Origin of the sequence: Verrucosispora sp. WMMA2121, from assembly GCF_027460185.1 — a bacterium.
Classification (GTDB): Bacteria; Actinomycetota; Actinomycetes; order Mycobacteriales; family Micromonosporaceae; genus Micromonospora; species Micromonospora palythoicola.
In genome coordinates this window covers 418,764-439,100 of the sequence record NZ_JAPZBH010000004.1, presented here as the reverse complement: position 1 = coordinate 439,100, position 20,337 = coordinate 418,764, and the positions used below count along the sequence as shown (strand labels likewise).

The window sequence follows — 20,337 nt, the reverse complement described above, 5'->3', positions numbered from 1 at the left end:
GCCGTCGGTCAGCTCGCGCCGAGGTCCTGCAACGCCTTGGCCGCGCCCCGGTGCAGACCGACCGGGTCGGTCTTGCGGGCGGAGTCCAGGGCGATGCCCTTGGCAGCGGGATTGGCCTGGGCCAGCGCGTCCTTCTTCTCGAACACGGTCCGGGTGATGGCGCAGGCCACGTTGGCGTCGAGGTCCTTGCGGACGAGCAGCACATTCGGGACCACGATGGTCGGGGTGTCCGCCGACGTGGCGTACACGTCCTTGCCGATCGTGCCGGCCTGGTACGCGGGGTTCAGTTCGCTCATCTTGGGCAGCAACGGCGTGACGTCGATGAACTTCACCTCGTCGCCGGCGGTGGTGAACAGGTCGGTGACGCCGCCGGTGGGCAGGCCGCCGGACCAGAAGAAGCCGTCGACGGTGCCGTCCTTGACGCCCTCCACGGTCTTGGTGAGGTCGAGCCGCTGGGCCTGGACGTCCGTGGCCGGGTTCAGGCCGGCGGCCTCCAGCAACCGGTTCGCGATGACCTCGGTGCCGGACTTGGGGGAGCCGGTCGAGATCTTCTTGCCGCGCATGTCGGCCACCGAGTTGATTCCCGCGTCGGCCCGGACGACCACCTGGGTGTAGTTGTCGTAGATCCGCGCCAGCGCCTCGACCGGCTGCGGTGCGCTGAAGCTGTCCTTGCCCTCCACCGCGTTGACGGCGGTGTCGAACAGCGAGAAGGCCACGTCGTACTGGCCACCGACGAGCTGTTCGATGTTCTGGACCGATGCTCCGGTCTCGGCCGCGGTGCCGGTCAACCGGCCGCCGGTGCTGTCGGACAACTGCCCGGCCAGGGCGTTGCCGACCACGTAGTAGACGCCGGTGGCGTTGCCGGTGGCGATGCCCACCCGGGTGTTCTCGGCCACCTCGCAGGTGACGGCGCTCGCGGCGTCGTCCGTGGCCGCGGCGCCCTGGCGGCCACCGCAACCGGCGGCGCCGGCGGCGACGAGGGTGAGGGCCCCCACCCCCGCCACGAGCCGCGCGTTGATCCGTCCCACACTGTCTCCTTCCTTGTTCATGCCGGTGATCCGGCTCGCGTCCCACCGGAGGGGCCGGCGGATCCGCGACGTACGAACACGCCCACCGTCATGACGCCGGCCAGCACGGCACCGATCACGACGGGCACGGGTTGCAACCAGAGCAGCGTCAGGCCGGCGGCCACGCCGACCACCCGTTCCGGCGCGCCCGCCGGGCCGACGCCGGGCAGCCAGCCGCCGGCCGCGACGGCCAGCACCGCGACACCGAGGGCCGTCACGACGGTGGCGACGAGGATCTGCCGGGGCCCGCCGATGCCGAGCAGACCGAGGCCGGTCGGGGTGACGACGAACGCCAGCGGGATCAGGTACGCCGGCAGCGCGTACCGCAGGGTGTGCCACATGGTCGGCACCAACCGCCCGCCGGTGACCGCGGCGGCGGCGACGGCGGCGAGCGCGGTGGGCGGTGACACCTCGGACAGCACCGCGAAGTAGAAGACGAACATGGCGGCCGCGGGCGCGCCGACTCCGAGGTCGAGCAGGGCCGGTCCGATGATCACCCAGCCGATCACGAACGACGCGGTCACCGGTACCGCCAGGCCGAGCAGGCTGAGCGCGACGGCGGCGAGCAGCGCGGTCAGCGCGAGTACCACGGCCGGCTCGGAGCTGATCGCGCTCGCGGCGCCGACCAGCAGCGCGGCGGCCTGCGGACCGAGACCGGTCTTGGTGGTGGTGGCGGTGATGACGCCGGCCGCCGCGCAGACGACGGTGACCGCGAGGACTCCGCGTACGCCGGTGGAGAGGGCGGCGACCAGCCGGGCCGGGGTGAGCCGGTGCGTCCGGTCCAGGAAGGACAGGGCGACCGCGAGGAGGGTGGCCAGCACCACGGCCCGGGTGGCCGAGAGCCCGGCGGCGAGCAGCCCGACGATGGCGAACAGGGAGGCGAAGTGGTACCCGGAACGGGCCAGCAGCCGCCAGGCGGAACCGGCCGCGAGGGTTGCCGGACGCACGCCGGAGCGACGCGCGTCGATCTCCACGGATAGCACGATGCCGAGGTAGTAGAGGATGGTCGGCACCATCGCCCAGCCGAGCACCTGGAGGTAGGACACCCCGAGGTACTCGGCGATGATGAAGGCCGCCGCGCCGAGCGTCGGCGGGGACAGGATGGCGCCCACGCCGGCGGCAGCGAGCATCCCGCCGGCCCGTTCCGCCGGGTACCCGGAGCGACGCAGGATCGGCCAGGTGACCGCGCCGATGCTGACGGTGGTGGCCGCCCCGGAGCCGGAGACGGTGCCGAGCAGGAACCCGGAGGCCACCGCCGTACGACCGGCGGCGGTGCGCGAACGCCGGAACGCCGCGGCGGAGAGGTTCACGAAGAACCGCCCGGCGCCGGAGAGGTCGAGCACCGCCCCGTAGATGGTGAACAGCACGATGTACGTGGCGGCCACGTCCAGCGGGGTGCCGTAGAAGCCACTGTCGGAGTTGTAGAAGGCGTCGACCAGTTGCCCGAAGTCCAGCCCGGCGTGCGCCACCGCCCAGGTCTGCGGCAGCAGGCCGCCGTAGTAGCCGTAGCCGAGGAAGACCAGACACACGGCGGGCAGGATCCAGCCGGTGGTGCGCCGGCAACCCTCCAGCAGCAGGAGCAGCAGGACGGTGCCCATCGCCACGTCCAGGCCGACCAGCAGCCCCTGCCGGTCGAGGAAGGCGTCGTAGCCGCCGCCACCGCCGGCCAGGGCGACCGGCAGCACCGGGTACAGGCAGCCGGCCAGCGCCGCGACGGCCAGCAGCCAGTCGACGCGGCTGGGCCCGGACCGGTCGGTCGAGGTCGCGTCGGGAGTCGACGCCGCCGGCCGCCGTCCCGCGAGCACCGCCCGCAGCCGGCGCGGCGGCCGCAGGCCGGCCGGGTAGGCGAGGAAGACCAACGGGAGTACGCCGGCCAGGAAGAAGATCAGGTAGTACTTGCTGCCCTGCGCCAGTGGCCGGAACACCTGCCAGAGCGCGAGCAGGCCGATCGCCAGGGTGGCCGCGGTCAGGGCGAGGGCGACCGGTCCGGTCAACACCCGACCCGGCTTCTCGTCCTCGAACCGGCCGGCGAGTTCGGTCGGATCGATCGGGGCCGGATCGGTCCGCGGGGCGGTCGCCGCCGCCTCCGCCACTCGGCTGTGCCCGCCGTGATGCTGAGGTCCGGAATCTTCGGTGAATCGGATAGCCGACACGAGGGGGGACGATACGCGAATTGACTCCGCGTTGGGGACATTGTCGGCCATCGCTTCGCTGAGTGACTTCACATTCTTTCGCGCTGACCAAGAGGAAACAATTAAGAATAGTGTTCATGATCGGCCCGGACGCGCCGATGGGGGCGGTGCGGGGTCATGAACAGAGTGGCGATGATGTCCGGTTTGCCGCATTGAAGACCTTCGAAAAAGGGTTGGCTGGGGTCGAAAGATCTATCCAGATGATTACGCTCCGTACATAGAACTACGGTCGGTGTCGACTCGAACCGCCTGGGTCGCGACGTGGTGGGCGGCCCTCGGGTGGTCGGTCGGCGTGCGTCCGGAGCGCCTCGCCGGGCTGTCGGGCGATCTCCGGCGGGCGCTGACCACCATTTCCGCAGTGATCGCATTCGCCCCCGCTCCCGCCGACGGGAAGCGAGTGCGGTGCATTTCCCGCGAGTGAGATCGCGGTTCCGGGCCGACTGTTCGACCCTCGCCCGGCGGCCTCGGGCTGGCCGAGGCGACCAGCCCGACGGTCGACCTGCCGCGGGTGCCGGGTTCGGGTGGGTTACTTCCCGTCGGTGGCTGGGCATGTGTCCTGGACGATCACCGCGAGCGGAGCAGAGGGGAGGGGCGATGGCCTCCGAGGAGTCTTCCCGTCCAGACCGGCGTGACCCCGGGTCCGAGCGCGCCCACGAGGCGCGGCGGGACGAGTCGGGTGCCGAGCGCGCCCGCGAGGCGCGGCGGGAGTCGGATGCGGACAGCGCCTCGCCGGAACGGCCGGAGCCGGACGCCGACCCTGGCACGCCCGAACACCCGGGCCGGCTGTCGGGTGGCGAGTGGGTGGCGGCGCTGCGCCGGACGGTGCGCGAGTTCGGCGACGACGGCCTGACCGACTGGGCCGCCGCGCTCACCTACTACGGCGTGCTCTCCATCTTCCCGGGCCTGCTGGTGCTGGTCTCGCTGCTGGGACTGCTGGGCCCGTCGGCCACCCGGACGGTACGCGACACCGTCGCGGAGTCGGTGCCCGAGCAGAACATCCGCCAGATCCTCGACGCCGCCATCGAACAGGCCTCGCAGAACGGCGGGTTGGCCGGTGTGACCGCGATCGTCGGTCTGCTCGCCGCCTTCTGGTCGGCCTCCGGCTACGTCGCCGCCTTCATGCGCGCCTCCAACGCGATCTACGACGTGCCGGAGGGGCGGCCGATCTGGAAGACCCTGCCGATCCGGGTGGGGGTGACCGCGGTGATCGGCGTGCTGCTGCTGGCCAGTGCGGTGATCGTGGTCTTCACCGGCCGCTTCGCCGAGGAGGTCGGCGCCGCCCTCGGGGTGGGGCGTACGGCCGTGACGGTGTGGGACATCGCCAAGTGGCCGGTGCTGCTGGTCCTGGTCAGCCTGATGTTCGCCATTCTCTACTGGGCGTCGCCGAACGCCCGCCAGGGCGGCTTCCGCTGGGTGAGTCCCGGTGGGCTGCTGGCGGTGCTGATCTGGCTGTCGGTCTCCGGCCTGTTCGCCTTCTACGTCGGCAACTTCGGCTCGTACAACAAGACCTACGGCGCGCTCGCCGGGGTGATCATCTTCCTGGTCTGGCTCTGGCTGAGCAACATCGCGATCCTGCTCGGCGCGGAACTCGATGCCGAGTTGGCCCGGGCGCGAGCGATCAGCGGCGGCCTCCGACCGGTCGATCGAGAGCCCTACGTCGAGCTGCGCGACGACCGCAAGCTGCGCTCGAAGGGTGGTGAATCGCCTTCCCAGTGACCTTTCGGGCGCATCCCCACCTAACTAGTCGCTCTCTCGCACCGAAACTTTTGCTAGATCAGGCAAAAGTTGCCGTCAGAATGCCCTAAGGTCTGGACAGCGCAGGCCGAAGCCTCCTACTGTGTCGGGCACCACACATCGGCAGATCGTCGATGTGCACACCCCGGTGGGAGAGGTGAGCCCGTGCCCAACGCCGACCCCCTGCACGTCCGGCTGTTGCGGTTGTTGCGCGACGAGGGAGCGCTGTCGCGGGCCGAACTCGCCGACCGGTTGGAGATGCCCCGACCCCGACTGCTCGCCGAGTTGGAGCGGCTGGTCGCCCTCGGCTACGTGGCGGAGGCGGGCAAGGCGGCCTCCCGGGGCGGTCGGCGGTCGACGCTCGTCGAGTTGAGTCCGGAGCTGCGCTTCGCGGCCGTCGATCTGGGCGCCAGCTCGATCGACGTCGAGGTCGTCAACGGCCGACTGGAGCCGGTCGCGGCGTACGCGGAGGCGGCCGACATCCGCTCCGGCCCGAAGGCGACCCTCCAGCGCGTGAACGAGCTGCTGCACAAGGCCCGGGTGGACGGTGTCTACGAGCGACTCGACGCGGTCGGCATCGGCGTACCCGGCCCGGTCAGCTTCCGTGACGGCGTGCCGGTCTCGCCGCCGATCATGCCCGGCTGGGACCGCTTCCCCGTCCGCGAGCTGCTCACCCGCGAGCATGGCTGCCCGGCGGTGGTCGACAACGACGTGAACATCATGGCCATCGGCGAGCGGCACGGCGGGGTGGCCCACTCGGTCGACGACTTCCTCTTCGTCAAGATCGGCACGGGTGTCGGCTGCGGGATCTACCTCAGCGGCGACGTCTACCGGGGCACCGACGGGTGTGCCGGCGACATCGGCCACATCCAGGTCGATCCGCAGGGTCCGATCTGCTCCTGCGGCAACGCCGGCTGCCTGGAGGCGCTCTTCAGCGGCGCGGCCCTGGCCAAGGACGCCGTCGCCGCCGCGCGTGCGGGTACCTCACCCGCCCTGGCCGAACGGCTGGAGGTCAACGGTGACGTCACCGCCCTCGACGTCGCCGCCGGCGCCCTCGAAGGGGACGTGACCTGCATCCAGCTCATCCGCGAGGGCGGCCGACGGGTCGGCGGCGTGCTCGCCGGACTGGTCAGCTTCACCAACCCCTCGATGATCGTGATCGGCGGCGGGCTCGCCCAGCTCGGGCACATCCTGCTCGCCGAGATTCGCAGCGTCGTGTACCGCCGGTCGCTGCCGCTGGCCACCGGCAACCTGCCGGTGGTGCTCTCCGAACTCGGCCCACGGGCCGGCGTGGCCGGCGCCGCGGTGCTCGCCAGCGACCTGGCCTTCGGGGAGGCGGCATGACCGGGCACGAGGCCGTGAGCGGGACCGGCGGCGCGCCGGTCGAGACGACCACCGGCGAGGTGGTGCTACGCCTGACCGACGTGGTCAAGACCTTCCCGGGCGTACGCGCCCTGGACGGGGTGCAACTCGAGGTACGCGCGGGCGAGGTGCACTGCCTGCTCGGGCAGAACGGTGCCGGCAAGTCCACCCTGATCAAGGTGCTCGCCGGGGTGCACCGGCCGGACTCCGGTCACGTCGAGTGGTGCGGCGGACGGGTCGCCTTCGCCAACCCGCAGGCCGCGATGCGCGCCGGGATCGCCACCATCTACCAGGAACTCGACCTGGTCGGGGACCTGTCGGTGGCGGAGAACGTCTTCCTGGGGCACGAGCCCCGCCGGCTCGGCTTCATCCGCCGGGGCCACATGGCCGGCCGTACCCGCGAGATCCTCGGCCGGCTCGGTCACGCCGAGATCCCACCGGGTCGGATGGTGCGGGCCCTGCCGTCGGCCGGTAAGCAGGTGGTCAGCATGGCCCGGGCACTGTCCCACGAGGCCCGGCTGATCATCATGGACGAGCCGAGCGCGGTGCTCGCCCACGACGAGGTGGAGAACCTCTTCCGGATCATCCGCGAGCTGACCGCGCAGGGCATCGCGGTCATCTACATCTCCCACCGGCTGGAGGAGATCCGCGAGATCGGCGACCGGGTGACCGTACTCAAGGACGGCCGGACCACCGCGGCGAACCTGCCGGCCCAGGAGACCCCGACCAGTGACCTGGTCTCCCGGATGACCGGCCGCGATATCGAGTACGTCTTCCCGGACCGCCCCGCCGAAACCGTGGTCGGCGACGAACTGCTCCAGGTCGACGGGTTGACCCGTACCGGCGAGTTCGCCGACGTGTCACTCACCGTCCGGGCGGGAGAGATCGTCGGCATCGCGGGTCTGGTCGGCTCGGGCCGCTCCGAACTACTGGAGACGATCTACGGCGCGCGGGCGGCCGAGACCGGTTCGGTGCGGATGGCCGGCCGGGCACTGCGACCCGGCAGCGTCGGCGCGGCGGTCAAAGCCGGCATGGGCATGGCTCCCGAGGAGCGCAAGAGCCAGGCGCTGCTGCTCGGTGAGCCGATCTACCGCAACGTCACCCTCGCCACCTTCGCTCGCTACGCCCGCTTCGGGTTCACCGACATGGGTCGGGAGCGGACGGAGGCCGACCGGATCGCCGAGAGCCTGGAGATGCGCCCGCGCGACGTCCGCCGGGCGGTACGCACGCTCTCCGGCGGCAACCAGCAGAAGGTGGTGGTCGGTCGCTGGTTGCTCGGCGACACGAAGCTGTTGCTGCTCGACGAGCCCACCCGGGGGGTGGACGTCGGTGCCCGGGCCGAGCTGTACCAGGTGATCCGCCAGCTCGCCGCCCAGGGCGTCGGTGTGCTGCTGGTCTCCAGCGAGGTGCCCGAGGTGCTCGGCCTGGCCGACCGGGTGCTGGTGATGCGGGAAGGGCGGGTCGTCCGGACCGCCCCCGCCGACGAACTCGACGAACCCACGGTGCTCGACCTCGTCATGGCGGGGTCCCTGACGGAAGGCGCAGCGGCATGACCGATAGTCCGCCCACGACCAAGCTGCCGGCGCAGTCGCCGCCGGTGGACCCGGCCGAGACCGAGGCGGCGGGGCACGCCACGCCGACCGCCACGGCGGGCCCCACCGGCGGCCTCTCCTGGTGGCACGGTGACGGCGGTGAGGGAGCCAAGCGGAATCTCGCCCTGATCGGGGTGCTGTTGGCACTCTTCGTGATCGGTGCGGCCACCCGCTCGGACCTGTACTCCAACCCGGACTGGGTCTGGGCGAACATGCTCAGCATCCTCAAGCTCGCCTCGGTGGTCGGCGTGGTCACCGTCGGGATGACCTTCGTGATCATCGGGGGTGGCATCGACCTCTCGGTCGGCGCGATCGTGGCGCTGGCCGGGGTCTGGTGCACCACGGTGGCGACCCAGAGCTTCGGCGCCGGCGGAATGATCTTCACCGCGATCATCGTCGGGGTGGCGGTCGGCCTGGTCAACGGGACACTCATCGCGTACGGGCGGCTGGTGCCGTTCATCGCGACGCTGGCCATGCTGGTCGCCGCACGCGGACTGGCCGCCGAGATCTCCCAGAAGCAGACGCAGATTTCGCAGAACAACACCATCAACGGCATCGCCAGTACCGATCTGCTCGGCATTCCGCTGCTGGTCTACATCCTGGCCGCCGTGGTGGCCGCGGGCTGGGTGCTGCTGAACCGCACCACCTTCGGCCGGCGCACGGTCGCCGTCGGCGGCAACCCGGAGGCCGCCCGACTGGCCGGCATCAACGTCAAGCTGCACACCCTGCTGCTGTACGCGCTGTCCGGCCTGTGCTGCGGCATCGCCGCCATCATGCTCACCGCGCAGGCCACCTCGGCCCAGGCGGCGATGGCGAACCTCTACGAGCTGGACGCGATCGCCGCCGTGATCATCGGTGGCACGCTGCTCAGCGGCGGGCGGGGCACCATCGTCGGCTCCCTGCTCGGTGTGATCATCTTCGCCACCATCACCAACCTCTTCGCCATCAACGGTCTCTCCACCGAGGCACAGAACATGGTCAAGGGCGGCATCATCGTCGCCGCCGTCCTGATCCAGCAGATCCAGTTCGGCAGTCTCTCCCAGTTCTTCCGTCGTAACCGGCTCACCACGAGCTGACCATCGCTGCATCCGGGCCACCCGCGCAACCGACGGTGGCCGGGCCTCGTACACCCGAAATCCCCACCAGTGAATAACCAGGAGGTCGTCATGACCCAGCACAGTCGCGACATGTCGCGGCGCCGGCTGCTCTTCGGCGGGGCGGCCGTCGGCGCCGGCGTACTGCTCGCCGGTTGTACCAGCAACGAGCAGTCACCGACCGAGGCGCAGACCAAGGCGGCCGACGGCAACGCCAACGCCGAGCCCGGCAAGCAGGTGACCATCGGCTTCTCCGCGCCGGCCGCCGACCACGGCTGGATCGCCGCGATCACCAACAACGCCAAGTCGCAGGCCGCCGCGTACTCCGACGTGGAGTTCAAGACGGTCGAGGCCGGTGCGGACGCGGCGGCCCAGCGGGCCGCGCTGTCCACCCTGATCTCGCAGAAGCCCGACGTGATCGTGCTGCTGCCGCACGACGGCAAGGAGCTGAACTCGTTCGGGCTGGAGGCGATGGCGGCCGGCATCCCGGTGGTCAACCTGGACCGGGCCTTCCCCGACGCCAAGGCGTACCGCCTGCAGATCAAGGGCGACAACTACGGCATGGGCGTCTCGGCGGCCACCTTCATCGTCGAGCAGCTCAAGGCCAAGGGCGTGAGCAACCCGGTGATCGCCGAGATCGCCGGAATGGACGAGCTGGAGCTGACCCAGGAGCGCACCCAGGGCTTCAACGACACCCTGGCCCAGCACGGCCTGAAGGTGAAGAACCGCCGGGCGGCACGGTTCACCGCGGACTCCGGTCAGCAGGAGGCGAGCCAGCTGTTGCAGGCGGAGCCGAAGATCGACGCGATCTGGAACCACGACGACGACCAGGGCATCGGCGTGCTGGCCGCGATCAGCCAGGCCAGCCGCGACGAGTTCTTCATGGTCGGCGGCGCCGGCTCGAAGAAGGCGATGGAGGACATCCTGGCCGACAACACGGTGCTGAAGGCCACGGTGACCTACAGCCCGTCGATGGCGTCCTCGGCGATCTCGCTGGCCCGCCTCATCGGCCAGGGCCGGGGCATGTCCGACCTGGTGGAACTCCAGGTTCCCAAGGAGATTGTCCTCGCCTCCGAAACGATCACCAAGGAGAACGCGAGCGACTACCTCAAGCTCGGGTTCTGACACAACGGGGGGAGACCCACCTTGTCCACGACAAACAACGAACTGCGGGTCGGCATGGTCGGCTACGCGTTCATGGGCGCCGCGCACTCGCAGGCGTGGCGGACCGTAAACCGGGTGTACGACCTGCCGGCGCGGGCCCGGATGGCGCTCATCTGCGGCCGGGACTCCGCGAAGGTGGCCGAGGCCGCGGACCGGCTCGGCTGGCAGGAGCACACCACGGACTGGCGGGAACTGGTGAACCGCCCGGACATCGACGTGGTCGACATCTGCACACCGGGTGACAGCCACGCCGAGATCGCGTTGGCCGCGCTCGCCGCGGGCAAGCACGTGCTGTGCGAGAAGCCACTGGCCAACACGGTCGCCGAGGCGCGGGAGATGACCGCCGCGGCGGCCACCGCCCGGGCCGGCGGAGCGCGGTCGATGTGCGGCTTCAACTACCGACGGGTGCCCGCGGTGGCGCTGATGCGCCAGCTCATCGCCGACGGGCGGCTCGGTGAGATCCGGCACGTCCGGGCCACCTACCTGCAGGACTGGATCGTGGACCCGCAGTTCCCCCTGGTCTGGCGGCTCCGCAAGGAGGTGTCGGGCTCCGGCGCGCTGGGTGACATCGGCGCGCACATCATCGACCTGACCCAGTACGTCACCGGACAGCTGATCAGCGGGGTCAGCGCGGTGACCGAGACCTTCGTCAAGGAGCGGCCGTTGCCGGCCGAGTCGAGCGGGCTGGCGGCGCAGGCCGACGGGGCCGGGGCCGCCACCGGCCCGGTCACCGTCGACGACGCGGCGATCTTCGTGGCCCGGCTGGACGGCGGGGCACTCGCCACGTACGAGGCGACCCGGTTCGCCACCGGACGCAAGAACGCGCTCCGCGTGGAGATCAACGGGTCGCTGGGCAGTGTCGCCTTCGACCTGGAACGCCTCAACGAGCTGGAGTTCCTCGACGCCACCCGGCCCGCCGCCGAGCAGGGGTTCAGCCGGATCCTGGTGACCGAGGCCGAGCACCCGTACCTGTCGGCCTGGTGGCCGCCGGGACACATCATCGGGTACGAGCACTCCTTCACCCACCAGATGCGCGACTTCATCGAGGCGGTGGCGACCGGCACCGACCCGTCGCCCTCGTTCGCCGAGGCGTTGCAGGTGCAACTGGTGCTGGACGCGGTGACCCGTTCGGCCGAACTGGGCTCGTCCTGGGCCGCAGTGGAGCCGTCACTGGCGCCGGTCGCCGCCTGAACCACCTCCGGAGCCGACCGGCGAGGGCCGGCCACGGTTGCGCCCCGTGGCCGGTACGGGTCGGGTCCGGAGGTCGTGCCCCGGGCGACCGGCGGCACGAGCAATGCGGTTCCTCCGGTGCGGCCGGACCGGGATTCCCCGGCAGCACCGGAGGGCCGCCGCCCATCGAGCGGTGCACCGAACGTCCACCTGGAGACTCCCGCCGCCAGGCGGACCGCGTCCGACGAGTCGTCCGATCGGGACATCGTCGTCCCGACCGGGCCGGATGCGGGGGAGGCAGGGGCGAGACGCCGACTGTCCCTGCCTGCCAGCCCCGTCCGTCCGACCCATCCGGTACGCCGGCCCGGCGTCGTCGCCGCCGACCTCGACGCCGGCCGGCGAGTCGCACCGGAGCGGGCGGCGGACGGGGCGCATCGGCATAACCCGTATCTTTTTCAGCTTTTCCCTGATATCAAGGTTCAATCGATGCATGTCGGTTTCCTGGGCACCGGAAGGAGCGCTATGCGTACAGGTGTCTGGCTGGTGGGGGCGCGTGGCTCGGTCGCGACCACCAGCATCGTCGGGGCGCTCGCGCTGCGTGCCGGGCTGACCGGGCCGACCGGCTGCGTCACCGAACTGCCCGGGGTCAGCACCCCCGCCCTACCGGGCTTCGCCGACCTGGTCTTCGGCGGCCACGACGTGGTCGCCACGCCGATCGCCAAGCGCGCCGAGGCGCTCGCTGACGCCGGTGTGCTGCCAGCCCGCCTGGTTGCCGCGCTGCCCGAGGAACTGGCCGCCGTGGAACGCGAGCTACGCCCCGCTCCCACCGGCGGAACCCAGGCCGACCGGGCCACCGCGATCGTCCGCGACCTCACCGCCTTCCGCCAGCGACACGAACTGGCCCGGGTGGTGATGGTGAACGTCGCCGCCACCGAACCGACTCCGCCGGCACATCCCGGGCACGCCGATCCGGACGCGCTGCGCGACGCCCTCGGCGGGCCGGACGAGGTGCTGCCACCCAGCTCGCTGTACGCGTACGCGGCCGTCACGGCGGACTGCCCCTACGTCGACTTCACCCCGTCGACCGGGCTGCGGCTGCCGGCGCTGACCGCACTGGCCGAGCGCCACGGCGTGCCGTACGCCGGCCACGACGGCAAGACCGGCGAGACCCTGCTCAAGTCGGTGCTCGCCCCGATGTTCGCGATGCGCCACCTCGCCGTCCGGTCCTGGTCCGGGCTCAACCTGCTCGGCGGCGGTGACGGCGCCACCCTGGCCGATCCCGACGCCAACGCCGCGAAGGTGCGCAGCAAGCAACGGGTGCTCGGCGAGACGCTCGGTTACCTGCCGCAGGGCGACACCCGGATCGGTTACGTCGAGGAACTCGGTGACTTCAAGACCGCCTGGGATCTGATCACCTTCGCCGGTTTCCTGGGCACCGGGATGCGGCTGGAGTTCACCTGGCACGGCTGCGACTCGGCGCTGGCCGCCCCGCTCGTGCTCGACCTGGCCCGGCTCACCGCCGCCGCGCACGCCGCCGGCCGTACCGGTCCGCTCGACGACCTGGCCTTCTTCTTCAAGGACCCGCTCGGCACCGTGACCCACTCGCTGGCCGACCAGTGGACCCGGCTGTGCGCGTTCGCGGACAGCCTCGACGCCGGAGACACCGATGCCGCGCGTGGCTGACCTGGCCGAGCTGGTCCGTGCCCCGGCCGCGCTCTCCGTGCCCGGTGACGTGGTCGCCGGTGCCGCCGCGGCCGGCGCCCTCGGTCCGCGTACCCCCGCCCTCGCCGCCGCGTCGGTGCTGCTGTACTGGGCCGGCATGGCCGCCAACGACTGGGCCGACCGCGAGTTGGACGCCGTGGAACGCCCCGAGCGGCCGATACCGAGCGGCCGGGTCAGCCCCGGCCTCGCGGTCGGCCTGGCCACCGGTCTGACCGTCGCCGGTGTCGGGCTCGCCGCCGCGGCCGGCGGCCGGCGGGCCACCGCCGTCGCGCTACCACTGGCGGCCGCCGTGTGGGGGTACGACCTCGCGGCCAAGAACACCGCCGCCGGTCCCGCGGTGATGGCCACCTGCCGGGGGCTGGACGTGCTGCTGGGCGCCGCCGGGGGCCGGACGGCGCGGGCCCTGCCGGCGGCGGTCACCGTCGCCGCGCACACCTGGACCGTCACCGCGCTGTCCCGCCGGGAGGTCAGCGGCACCGACCGGACCCTGCCGCTGCGCACCCTCGCCGGCACCGCCCTGGTCGCCGCGAGCGCCGCGCTCCCGCCCGACCGCCGGCTAACCGCGAGCGTCTTCCGGGCCGATGGCCCGGCGAGGTCCGGCCGACGCGCCCCTGTCGTCCGCACCGACGGTGAGCGAACCGGCGATGTCGGGAACGGTCGGCGTCTTCTCGGTGCCGTGGCGGTGACGCTGCCCGCTGTTCTCGCCGCCTGGTACGCCGCCCGCTACGGCACCGCGCAGGCCCGGGTGGTGGCCCAGCCCGCCGCCGCACGGGTCCGTTCGGCGGTCGGCGCCGGCATCACCGGCCTGCCGGCCCTGCAGGGGGCGCTGACCGCCCGCGCCGGGTCCGGACTGCTCGGACTGGCGGTGGCGGCAGCCGCGCCGCTGGGCCGGCGGCTGGCCCGCAAGGTGTCACCGACATGACGGCCGCCGGCCCCGACACGTCCGCCGACGAACTGCGCTTCGGGTACGGGACCAACGGTTTCGCCAACCACCGCCTCGACGACGCGCTCGCGGTCATCGCCGACCTCGGCTATTCCGGTGTCGCGCTCACCCTGGACCACGATCACCTCGACCCGTTCGCGCCGGGACTGGCGGTGCGCGTCGACGCCGTCGCTCGCCGGCTCGCCGACCTCAACCTCGGTCTGGTGATCGAGACCGGTGCGCGGTTCCTGCTGGACCCCTGGCACAAGCACGCCCCGACGCTGCTGCACGACGACCCCACGCGCCGGATCGAGTTCCTGCGCCGGGCAGTGGCGATCGGCGCCGATCTCGGCGCCGAGACGGTCTCGTTCTGGGCCGGTGTCCGGCCGGACACGGTCACCCCGACGGTGGCCTGGGACCGCCTGGTCGCCGGCTGCGCGGCCGTCGTCGAGGCGGCCGAAGCCGTCGGGGTGACGCTGGGGTTCGAACCGGAACCGGGCATGCTGGTCGAGGACATCGCCGACTGGCGTCGGCTGCACGCCGCCCTCGGCTCACCGGCCCGCCTCGGCATCACCCTCGACATCGGACACTGCCGGTGCCTGGAGCCGCGGCCGGTACCCGACTGTGTCCGTGACGTGGCTGCACACCTGGTCAACGTGCAGATCGACGACATGCGGCGCGGGGTGCACGAACACCTGGAGTTCGGCGCGGGTGAGATCGACTTCCCGCCGGTGCTGGCCGCGCTGCGCGAGATCGGCTACCGGGGCCTGGTGGCGGTCGAGCTGCCCCGACACTCGCACGCCGCACCCACCGTCGCGGCCCACTCGCTGGAGTTCCTGCGCGCCGCCGCCTCGCCGCACGCCCTTTGCTCTGCTTCAACCGGCGCACCACCAGGCATCCGCTACCCGGACGACGACCGACGCGTGGAGTGAAGCAGAGCACAGGACGCACGCGGTAGCACCGCCACGGCCGTCGACGGCGGCGGACGAGGGAGGAGACGCGATGACAGCGGACGAGCTGCGGGTGGCCCTGCGGGGCGTACCCGATCCGGACTGGTTGGCCACGGCCCTGGACCGCGTCGCGGCCGAGCCCACCGCCATCGCGCGGTTCTTCCCGGCGGCCGGCCGCCGCTGCGGCCGACACGACCTGCCCGACCTGCCCGGTTGGACCGCCGACGAGGCGGCCCGGGCCCTGCTGCTGGCCAGCCTGCCCGCCGACCACGCCGAGCAGGCCGAGACGCTCTACCGCACCGGGGACGCCGCCGAGAAACGGGCCGTGCTCAAGGCGTTGCCGATGCTGCCGATCGGCGCGGCCGGTACGCCGCTGCTGCACGACGCGATCCGCACCAACGACACCCGGTTGGTCGCCGCGGCCCTCGGCCCGTACGCCCGCCACCTCGACCCGCCGGCCTGGCGACAGGCCGTGCTCAAGTGCGTCTTCACCGGTGTGCCGTTGGCGGCGGTGGCCGACCTCGACGCGCGCGCGGACGGGGAACTGGCGGAGATGCTCGCCGCCCTGGCCGCCGAGCGTCGGGCCGCCGGCCGGAGCATGCCCGCCGACGCCACCGAACTGCTGGACCGGCTCACCGCCGCCAGCCAGCCCCAGCCCAGGGAGGTGTGATGCGGATCTTCGACCCGCACATCCACATGACGTCGCGCACCACCGACGACTACGAGCGGATGGCCGCCGCCGGCGTCCGGGCGGTGGTGGAGCCGGCGTTCTGGCTGGGCCAGCCGCGTACGAACGTCGGCTCGTTCACCGACTACTTCGACTCGTTGGTCGGGTGGGAGCCGTTCCGGGCCGGGCAGTTCGGGATCCGCCATCACGCCACGATCGCGTTGAACCCGAAGGAGGCCAACGACCCGCGCTGCCGGCCGGTGCTCGACGAGCTGCCCCGCTACCTGGAGAAGGACGGCGTGGTGGCGGTCGGCGAGATCGGTTACGACTCGATGACGCCCGAGGAGGACGACGCCTTCGCCGCGCAGCTCGCCCTGGCCGTGGCGCACGACCTGCCGGCGATGGTGCACACCCCGCACCGGGACAAGGCCCGGGGTGTGGAGCGCAGCCTGGCGGTGGTCGCCGAGTCCGGCATCGCGCCGCAGCGGGTGGTGCTCGACCACCTCAACGAGACGACCGTGAAACTGGTCCGGGACACCGGCTGCTGGCTCGGGTTCTCCATCTATCCGGACACCAAGATGTCGCCGCCGCGCATGGTCGAGCTGCTCAAGGCGTACGGCACCGAACGGATGCTGGTCAACTCGGCCGCCGACTGGGGGCGCTCCGACCCGCTGCTCACCCGGGCCACCGGCGAGGCGATGCTCGGTGCCGGTTTCACCGACGACGATGTCGACCGGGTGCTGTGGCGCAACCCGGTCGAGTTCTACGGGCAGTCCGGACGACTCGACCTGAGCGACGACCGCGCGGAGCCGACCTTCGCCGGCAACTCGATCCTGCGCGGCGGCAGCTGATGCGGCTGCGGCATCCCGGCGGGGCCACCGTCCACCTCGGGTACTGCACGAACGTGCACCCCGCCGAGGATCTCGCCGGCATCGTCGCCCAACTGGACCGCTACGCGGTACCGGTCCGCGAGACGCTCGGCGCCGACCCGCTCGGCCTGGGCCTGTGGCTGGCCGCCCCGGTGGCCGCCGAACTGGCCGCCGATCCGGCCGCCCGTCGCCGGTTGCGCACCGAGTTGACCGTACGCGGGCTGGAGGTGGTCACCCTCAACGGCTTCCCGTACGCGGCCTTCCAGGCTCCGGTGGTCAAGGGGGCGGTGTACCGTCCGGACTGGACCACGGACGACCGGCTCGGGTACACCCTCGACCTGGCCCGGGTACTTGCCGACCTGCTGCCCGACGACGCCGTCCGCGGCTCGGTCTCCACCCTGCCGCTGGCCTGGCGGGCGCCGTGGGACCGCAGCCACGCGGAGGCCGCCCGTCGCCGGCTCGACCAGCTCGCCAGCGGACTCGCCGCCGTCGAGCGGGAGACCGGCCGGCCGGTGCGGGTCGGTTTCGAGCCGGAGCCCGGCTGCGTGGTGGAGAGCACCCCGCAGGCGGTCGCCGCCTTGTCCGGAATGGACACCGACCGGCTCGGGATCTGCCTGGATCTGGCCCACCTCGCCTGCGCCTGGGAGGAGCCGGCCGCCGCCCTGGCGCGGCTGGCCGTCGCCGGCCTGCCGGTGGTCAAGGTGCAGGTGTCCGCCGCGCTGGAGGCGACCGACCCGGCCGGTGACGCCGCCGCCCTGCGCCGCTGGGTCGAGCCGCGTTTCCTGCACCAGACCCGCTCCGCCGGCTGCGCCACCGCGACCGGCAGCGCATCGACGGCCGCGACCGGTGCCCTGCCGGCCGCCGGCAACGGGGCCGCACCCACCGCCGGCCCGGGGCTCGCCGATCCGGCGGATCCGGGCTGGGCGGCCGACGATCTCGACGTCGCCCTGGCCGCCGCGCTGCCCGGACCGTGGCGGGTGCACTACCACGTGCCGCTGCACGCCCCACCGGAACCACCGCTGGGCTCGACCCTGCCGGTGCTGCGCGCCGCGCTGGCCGCGCTCTTCACCGGTACCGACGCCGGGTGCGACCACCTCGACGTCGAGACGTACACCTGGGGGGTGCTGCCGGCCGCGCGTCGGCCGCGCACCGACGCGGAGCTGGCCGCCGGGATCGCGGCCGAACTGGCCTTCACCCGGGACGAGTTGGTCGCCCTCGGGCTGACCCCGCAGTCGCGAAAGGCGGTTAGAGCATGAGTCGGCAACTGGTGGTGCTCGACGTGGTGGGGCTGACGCCCCGACTGCTGGCACACATGCCCCGGCTGCGCGCGGTCGCCGACACCGGCTTCCGCGCCGAGTTGGGCACCGTGCTGCCGGCGGTCACCTGCTCGGTGCAGTCGACGTTCCTCACCGGCGCCCTGCCCGCCGAGCACGGCATCGTCGGCAACGGCTGGTACTTCCGGGATCTCGGCGAGGTGCTGCTCTGGCGGCAGCACAACGCGCTCGTCGGCGGGGAGAAGCTGTGGCAGGCCGCCCGCCGCGCCCGGCCCGGCTACACGGTGGCGAACGTCTGCTGGTGGTACGCGATGGGCGCGGACGTGGACTGGACGGTCACGCCGCGACCGGTCTACCACGCCGACGGTCGCAAGGAACCGGACTGCTACACCGACCCGCCGCAGCTGCACGACGTGCTCACCGAGCGGCTCGGCACCTTCCCGCTGTTCACCTACTGGGGGCCGGGCGCGGGCCTGCCGTCGTCGCGCTGGATCTGCCGGGCGGCCGAGCAGATCCTCACCGGGTACTCGCCCGACCTGACCCTGGTGTACGTGCCGCACCTGGACTACGACCTGCAACGCTTCGGCCCGGCCTCGCCCCGGTCGGCCGCCGCGGCGGCGGAGCTGGACGGCGTGCTCGCGCCGCTGCTGGACGCCGCGCAGGCCCGCGACGCGACGGTGGTGGTGCTGTCGGAGTACGGCATCACCGAGGCGTCCCGGCCGGTGGACGTCAACCGGCTGCTGCGCGCCGAGGGGCTGCTGCGGGTGCACACCCAGGTGGGCATGGAGTACCTCGACCCGTGGACCTCCCGGGCCTTCGCGGTCGCCGACCACCAGATCGCCCACGTGTACGTGCGTGACCCGGCCGACGTGCCGGCGGTGGCGAAGCTCTGCGCCGGGCTGCCCGGGGTGGCCGAGGTGCTCGACGCCGACGGCAAGGCGGCACACGGGTTGGACCATCCGCGCTCCGGTGAGCTGGTGCTGGTGGCCGAGCCGGACGCCTGGTTCACGTACTACTACTGGCTCGACGACGCGCGGGCGCCCGACTTCGCCCGGCTGGTGGAGATCCACCGCAAGCCGGGGTACGACCCGGCGGAGCTGTTCTTCGACCCCGCCGGACCCGGTGCGGCGAAGCGCCGGGCCGCCACCGCGCTGGCTCGCAAGAAGCTCGGGCTGCGGTACCTGATGAACGTGGTCGGGTTGGATGCCGGCGCCCGGGCGGTCCGGGGCTCACACGGCCGGCTGCCCGCCGATCCGGCCGACGGGCCGGTGCTGCTCTGCTCCGACGCGTCGGTGGCCCGGGACCGGATAGCCGCCACGGAGGTGAAGGGGCTGCTGCTGGAGCTGGCCGGAACGGAGGGGCGGTGACGGTCGCCGCGGCACCTGTCGATTCCGCCGGGTTGCGGGCCCGCTTCGACGCCGAGCTGACCGCCTTCCTCGACCGGCAGGATCCGGACTGGCCGGACGGCGCGCCACGGGGCGTCTTCACCACATTGCGCCGGTTCGTGCTGGCCGGCGGCAAGCGGCTGCGACCATTGTTCTGCTACTGGGGCTGGCGCGGCGCGGGCGGCCCGGACGGCACGCCGATCGTGGCGGCCGCCGCCGCGCTTGAGCTGTTCCACGCCTTCGCGCTCATCCACGACGACATCCTGGACGGCAGCGACCGTCGCCGGGGCGAACCCTCGGTGCACCGGATCTTCGCCGACCTGCACGCCCGTTCGTCGTGGCGGGGCGACCCCGAGGCGTACGGGCGCAACACCGCCCTGCTCTGCGGTGACCTCTGCGCCGCCTGGTCGGACCAGATGTTCCACGAGTGCGGGCTCAGCCCCGACCAGGTGCACCAGGGGTACGCCATGTTCGCGCTGATGCGTACCGAGGTGATCGCGGGGGAGTACCTCGACCTGGTGTCCGGGGTGGGCGACGGATCGGTGGCCAGCGCGCTCACGGTGATCCGGATGAAGGCGGCCCGCTACACGGTCACCCGGCCGTTGCAGATCGGCGCCGCGCTGGCGGGTGCGCCCGTCGAGCTGGTGGACGCGCTGGCCGAGTTCGGCGACCCGCTCGGGGACGCCTTCCAGCTCCGCGACGACGTGCTGGGGGTCTTCGGTGACCCGGCGGTCACCGGCAAGTCCGTACTGGACGATCTGCGCGAGGGCAAGCCGACGGTGATGATGGCGCTGGCCCGCGACGCCGCCGACCGGGTGCAGGGCGCCCGGCTGCGCGAGCTGTTCGGCAATCCCGACCTGGACGCCGACGGCGCCGCCGAGCTGCGCGAGATCATCGAGTGCACCGGGGCCCGCCGGAAGATCGAGCAGATGATCCAGGTCCGCGCCGAGGCCGGGTTGGCGGCGCTGGAACACACCGAGGTCTCCGCGGAGGGTCGGACCGCCCTGATGGAGCTGGCCGCACAGGCCATCGACCGCCAGCGCTGAGCGCCACCGCGGCAACGCGGCGCCGGGCGGCTTTTGACCGAACTGACGAAAGTCTGTATCCGGCAGGCAGAAGATATAGACACATCGACGAATGACGCTTAGTGTCGTCGCTAGCACCGAAATGTTT

The 20,337-nt window shown here is 72.3% G+C and carries 16 protein-coding genes; 14 read left to right on the top strand and 2 right to left on the bottom strand.

Going from position 1 to position 20,337, the window contains the following annotated elements; all coding sequences use genetic code 11:
• Window positions 1–8: 8 nt before the first annotated feature.
• Both O7605_RS02625 and O7605_RS02620 read right to left on the bottom strand, forming a co-directional pair.
• Entirely contained in the window at window positions 9–1,028 is a 1,020-nt protein-coding gene (locus tag O7605_RS02625) for a TAXI family TRAP transporter solute-binding subunit (protein ID WP_269737736.1), read from the bottom strand.
• A 17-nt stretch (window positions 1,029–1,045) separates the two neighbouring features.
• Complete coding sequence (locus O7605_RS02620; RefSeq protein ID WP_269737735.1) at window positions 1,046–3,160, bottom strand: TRAP transporter permease; 2,115 nt, start codon at window positions 3,158–3,160, stop codon at window positions 1,046–1,048.
• Between the two features lie 693 nt (window positions 3,161–3,853).
• Here O7605_RS02620 and O7605_RS02615 point away from each other — a divergent pair.
• From O7605_RS02615 to O7605_RS02550, 14 genes are all read left to right on the top strand, one after another.
• On the top strand, window positions 3,854–4,975 hold the full coding sequence (locus tag O7605_RS02615) for a YihY/virulence factor BrkB family protein (protein WP_269737734.1): 1,122 nt from the start codon (window positions 3,854–3,856) through the stop codon (window positions 4,973–4,975).
• Between the two features lie 183 nt (window positions 4,976–5,158).
• Window positions 5,159–6,337 (top strand): ROK family transcriptional regulator, encoded by a 1,179-nt coding sequence (locus tag O7605_RS02610; protein ID WP_269737733.1) that lies wholly within the window; start codon window positions 5,159–5,161, stop codon window positions 6,335–6,337.
• Window positions 6,334–7,908 carry a sugar ABC transporter ATP-binding protein gene (locus O7605_RS02605; protein WP_269737732.1) on the top strand — a complete coding sequence of 525 codons (1,575 nt, stop codon included), beginning with the start codon at window positions 6,334–6,336 and terminating at the stop codon, window positions 7,906–7,908. The genes O7605_RS02610 and O7605_RS02605 overlap by 4 nt, the downstream gene beginning before the upstream one ends.
• Entirely contained in the window at window positions 7,905–9,023 is a 1,119-nt protein-coding gene (locus O7605_RS02600; protein WP_269737731.1) for an ABC transporter permease, read from the top strand. The genes O7605_RS02605 and O7605_RS02600 overlap by 4 nt, the downstream gene beginning before the upstream one ends.
• Window positions 9,024–9,113: 90 nt before the next feature.
• Window positions 9,114–10,166: a substrate-binding domain-containing protein gene (locus O7605_RS02595; protein WP_269737730.1), complete on the top strand. Its 1,053-nt coding sequence runs from the start codon at window positions 9,114–9,116 to the stop codon at window positions 10,164–10,166.
• A 54-nt stretch (window positions 10,167–10,220) separates the two neighbouring features.
• Window positions 10,221–11,396, top strand: a complete 1,176-nt coding sequence (locus O7605_RS02590; RefSeq protein WP_443083893.1) for a Gfo/Idh/MocA family protein — start codon at window positions 10,221–10,223, stop codon at window positions 11,394–11,396.
• Window positions 11,397–11,897: 501 nt separating this feature from the next.
• A complete protein-coding gene (locus O7605_RS02585; RefSeq protein WP_269737728.1) occupies window positions 11,898–13,058 on the top strand; it encodes an inositol-3-phosphate synthase in 1,161 nt (386 codons plus the stop codon).
• The gene (locus O7605_RS02580) at window positions 13,042–14,019 is read left to right on the top strand and encodes an SCO3242 family prenyltransferase (protein WP_269737727.1); all 978 of its coding nucleotides are present in this window, start codon (window positions 13,042–13,044) and stop codon (window positions 14,017–14,019) included. The genes O7605_RS02585 and O7605_RS02580 overlap by 17 nt, the downstream gene beginning before the upstream one ends.
• Window positions 14,016–14,951: a sugar phosphate isomerase/epimerase family protein gene (locus O7605_RS02575; protein ID WP_269737726.1), complete on the top strand. Its 936-nt coding sequence runs from the start codon at window positions 14,016–14,018 to the stop codon at window positions 14,949–14,951. Before O7605_RS02580 ends, O7605_RS02575 begins: the two co-directional genes overlap by 4 nt.
• A gap of 70 nt (window positions 14,952–15,021) precedes the next feature.
• The gene (locus O7605_RS02570) at window positions 15,022–15,639 is read left to right on the top strand and encodes an EboA domain-containing protein (RefSeq protein ID WP_269737725.1); all 618 of its coding nucleotides are present in this window, start codon (window positions 15,022–15,024) and stop codon (window positions 15,637–15,639) included.
• Window positions 15,639–16,487 (top strand): TatD family hydrolase, encoded by an 849-nt coding sequence (locus tag O7605_RS02565; protein ID WP_269737724.1) that lies wholly within the window; start codon window positions 15,639–15,641, stop codon window positions 16,485–16,487. The genes O7605_RS02570 and O7605_RS02565 overlap by 1 nt, the downstream gene beginning before the upstream one ends.
• A complete protein-coding gene (eboE, locus tag O7605_RS02560; RefSeq protein ID WP_269737723.1) occupies window positions 16,487–17,761 on the top strand; it encodes a metabolite traffic protein EboE in 1,275 nt (424 codons plus the stop codon). Before O7605_RS02565 ends, eboE begins: the two co-directional genes overlap by 1 nt.
• Window positions 17,758–19,146 carry an alkaline phosphatase family protein gene (locus tag O7605_RS02555; protein WP_269737722.1) on the top strand — a complete coding sequence of 463 codons (1,389 nt, stop codon included), beginning with the start codon at window positions 17,758–17,760 and terminating at the stop codon, window positions 19,144–19,146. The genes eboE and O7605_RS02555 overlap by 4 nt, the downstream gene beginning before the upstream one ends.
• The gene (locus O7605_RS02550; protein WP_269737721.1) at window positions 19,143–20,210 is read left to right on the top strand and encodes a polyprenyl synthetase family protein; all 1,068 of its coding nucleotides are present in this window, start codon (window positions 19,143–19,145) and stop codon (window positions 20,208–20,210) included. The genes O7605_RS02555 and O7605_RS02550 overlap by 4 nt, the downstream gene beginning before the upstream one ends.
• Window positions 20,211–20,337: the final 127 nt, after the last annotated feature.